We start from the raw sequence: 3,523 nt of genomic DNA, 5'->3' as shown, positions 1-3,523 counted from the left end.
GGTTGGGCGTGGAAGGGTGGTGGCCAAGGGCGGAATCGAACCACCGACACGCGGATTTTCAGTCCGCTGCTCTACCAACTGAGCTACTTGGCCGGAAAGATTTGGAGTATAGCAGGAATCCACGCAGGTTCAGCGGGGCTCAGTTGCCTGCGGCGCGCTTGTTGCGTGACAGGTCTACACCGAGCTGCTTGAGCTTGCGGTACAGATGGGTGCGCTCCAGGCCGGTCTTTTCAGCCACACGGGTCATGCTGCCGTGTTCTTTGGCGAGATGGAACTCGAAGTAGGCCTTCTCGAAGGCGTCGCGCGCTTCGCGCAGGGGACGGTCGAGCACGAAGACCTGCTCGGCCTGAGGGCCCGCCGGCAGGCCGCCGGCCACGGGGGCGGTGTGGTTCACGCCGTCGGGCGCACGCTCGCGCACGATCGACGGGGCCACCAGCGGCGGCGCCGCGGGACGCGGGGTTTGGCGCGCCAGGCCCTGCTCCACGGCGCGCAGCAGCTTCTGCAGCGTGATGGGCTTTTCCAGGAAGGCCATCGCACCGTGCTTGGTGGCTTCCACGGCGGTGTCGATGGTGCCGTGCCCCGACATCATGATCACCGGCATCGTGAGCTGCCCGCAGGCCCCCCATTCCTTGAGCAGGGTGATGCCGTCGACGTCGGGCATCCAGATGTCGAGCAGCACGAGATCGGGCTGCATCTGCTCGCGCAGGGCACGCGCCTGGGCGGCGTTCTCGGCCAGCTCCACGGTGTGCCCCTCGTCGGCCAGGATCTCCGACAGCAATGCGCGGATGCCGAGCTCGTCGTCTACTACAAGTATGGTGGCCATGCGGGTGGTCAGGCCCCTGGGCGGGCACCTGGGGTTGCGGTGTCGTCACGGCCGTCCTCCTGGACGGGCGCAAACCTGGAAAATGATATCGAAACTTGGGCCCCTCTCACGTCGGGGTTCTTCCCTCGCTCTGCGCCGCCCAGCCCTTCGGAGCTGGTGAGGTTGGTCAGGCGGATGCGCGCGGCATGTTCGTCGCAGATCTTTTTCACCACGGCCAGGCCCAGGCCGGTGCCCTTGCTCTTGGTAGTGACATAGGGCTCGAAGGCGCGTTTGAGCACCTTGTCGAGGAAGCCCGGCCCGTTGTCGGCCACGACCAGACGCACCGCGCGCAGCTCGCCGGTGTCGGTGCGTGCCGCCTCCGTGTGCACCCGCACCTGGCCCTGGGGGCGGTCGGCCACGGCGTCCAGGGCATTTTGCAGCAGGTTGTGGATCACCTGGCGCAACTGGGTGGCATCGCCCAGGATCGCAGGCAGGCCGGGCTCGAGGTCGACCTTCAGCCGGCCCTCTTCCTGCACCGAGCCATACAGCACGAGCACTTCGCCGACCAGGGCGTTGAGGTCGATCGGGTGCAGCTGGGCCGAGGGCAGGCGGGCATAGTCGCGGAATTCGTTGACGAGCTGCTTCATGCTGCCCACCTGGCTGACGATAGTGCCCACGGCCTTGGACAGGAGCTGGCGGTCGGGGTCGTCGAGCTTGGTCTCGAGCTTGTGCTGCAGCCGCTCGGCCGAGAGCTGGATGGGTGTGAGCGGGTTCTTGATCTCGTGGGCCAGGCGTCGGGCCACCTCGGCCCAGGCGATGGAGCGCTGGGCCGACATGACTTCGGTGATGTCGTCGAAGACGATGAGCCGCGCCTGCTGCGGCAGCCAGGCGCCCCGCACGAGCAAGGTCATGGGCTCGCGCTCGACGCCGGCGTCGGTGCCCGCCAGCTCGAAGGACTGCTGCCAGTGGTCGCGCTCGCCGCCCTCGTTGCCGGCGGCATGCTGTTCGAACTGCTGGTCGATCGCGGTGGCGAAGTCCTGCAGGCCGGGCACCTCGGCCAGCGCCCGGCCGTGGTAGGCCCCCAGCGGCAGACGCAGGATGCGCGTGGCACTGGGGTTGACGGTGTCGATGCGGCCGTCGGCATCGAAGACGATCACCCCGGCGGTGAGGTTGTCAAGGATGGTCTGCAGATTGGTCTTGGCGCCCTCGAGTTCGCTCAGGCTGTGCTGGACGAGCGCCCGTGCGTCGGACAGTTGCTGGGTCATGTCGGCAAACGAGCGTGTGAGGCCGCCGAGTTCGTCGCGCGAGGTGAAGACCGGTTTGGGCGTGAGGTCGCCGCGGGCCACCTGGCGCACGCCTTCGGCCAGCAGCAGCAACGGGCGGGCGAGCTGGTTGCCCAGGGCGACGGCGAGCAGCACCGCGCCGAAGACGGCCAGGATGAGCGCCAGCGTGAGCGTGCCCAGGTACATGCGCTTGAGGCCTTCGCGCGCGAGGGCGCGCTGCTGGTACTCGCGGTAGGCGTTCTGCACGGCCAGGGCGTTGGCCGCCAGGGTGGCGGGCAGCCGCTGGGTGGCCTGCAGGTAGCGGTCCTCGGGCGTGAGGCGAAAGCCCACCGTGGCCACGTAGGCCACGGCGCGGATGCGCGGGGTGCCGGCGTCCTCGTCCAGACCCTCGAGCTGGGTGGCAATGCGCTGGATGCGCGCCTGGCGCAGCAGCGCGGCCGGCGGCCGCTCGGGCGCCAGGGCCTCGCGCGACAGGCCGGCGCTGACCAGGATCTGGCCCGCACCATCGAGCAGGGCGGTGTCCTCGGCGGCGAGCTGCTCGCGGATGCGCTCCAGCGCCAGCGCGCTCGCCCCGCCGCCGGCGTCGGCCAGCCGGTCGGCGGCGGCCCGGGTCTTGGCCGCGAAGTCGTTGACCAGGGTGTCGAGGGTGACGCGGCCGAGGTTCAGGCCGGCATCCAGGGCCCCTTCGACCTCGACGTCGAACCACGAGTCGATGCTGTTGGCCACGAACTGGTAGCTCACGGTGTAGAGCAGCACGCCGGGGATCACGCCCACCAGGGCGAAGATGCCGGCCAGCTTGGCCAGCAGCCGCGAGCCGAACTTGCCGCGGCGCACGCGCACGGCCAGGCGCACCGCGGCGATCGCGATGGCCAGGATGAGCACCGAGGCGATGACGGCGTTCAGGCCGAGCAGCCAGCCGTAGTGCTGCTCGTAGAGCCGGCGGTTGTCGCTGGCCAGCGCAAGCAGGAACATCAGCACCAGCGCCGCGCCGGAGACGGCCACACTGGACAGGATCCAGGCCCAACGGGTGGCTTTGGTCACGGCCGGTCTCCTGGGGCGCGGCTCAGGGGCGGTCGGGGATCACCAGCACGCTCTGGGCGGCGAGGTCCCATTGCGACTGGCCGCCGATGCCGATCTGGAAGGGCCGCGGCAACTGGCTCGTGTCCAGGCGGAAGACCAGCTCGGCGTAATGGCGCTCACCCGCGGCCAGGCGCGAGCGGTCGGCGATCTTCCAGCCCGCCGTGCGGTGCATGGTCCCCAGGGCCTCATGCAAGGATTCGAACTGCTGGCTGAAGGCCCCGGACTGCACACGGTAGCGGCGCGTGAGCGGCTGGTAGGTGATGCGCCAGGACAGGCTGGCCGAGGCCACGCGCAGGTCGCGCCAGTACCAGCGGCTGCGGTAGGTGCTCACCTCGGCCTCGAAATGCAGCGGCACGCC

At 69.6% G+C, this 3,523-nt stretch carries 3 protein-coding genes and 1 tRNA gene; all 4 read right to left on the bottom strand.

The window, feature by feature from the left end; translation table 11 throughout:
* Positions 1-17: 17 nt before the first annotated feature.
* Positions 18-93: transfer RNA gene (locus tag ACK4ZD_RS15385), tRNA-Phe, on the bottom strand.
* Positions 94-139: 46 nt separating this feature from the next.
* Entirely contained in the window at positions 140-823 is a 684-nt protein-coding gene (locus tag ACK4ZD_RS15380; RefSeq protein ID WP_409664055.1) for a response regulator, read from the bottom strand.
* Between the two features lie 8 nt (positions 824-831).
* Positions 832-3,126: an ATP-binding protein gene (locus ACK4ZD_RS15375; RefSeq protein WP_409664052.1), complete on the bottom strand. Its 2,295-nt coding sequence runs from the start codon at positions 3,124-3,126 to the stop codon at positions 832-834.
* A 22-nt stretch (positions 3,127-3,148) separates the two neighbouring features.
* Positions 3,149-3,523, bottom strand: a 375-nt coding sequence (locus ACK4ZD_RS15370) for a DUF4390 domain-containing protein (protein WP_409664050.1), incomplete at its 5' end; no start/stop codon positions are given.

This window comes from Caldimonas sp. (assembly GCF_046291045.1).
In the GTDB taxonomy this organism is placed as follows: Bacteria; Pseudomonadota; Gammaproteobacteria; order Burkholderiales; family Burkholderiaceae_C; genus Caldimonas.
Note: the sequence above shows the minus strand (reverse complement) of the source record. Positions and strands in the feature narration are given on the sequence as shown.

Excerpts from the sequence above, each read along its gene's own strand:
- ACK4ZD_RS15380 (WP_409664055.1), bottom strand. The coding sequence starts at position 823 with ATGGCCACCATACTTGTAGTAGACGACGAGCTCGGCATCCGCGCATTG.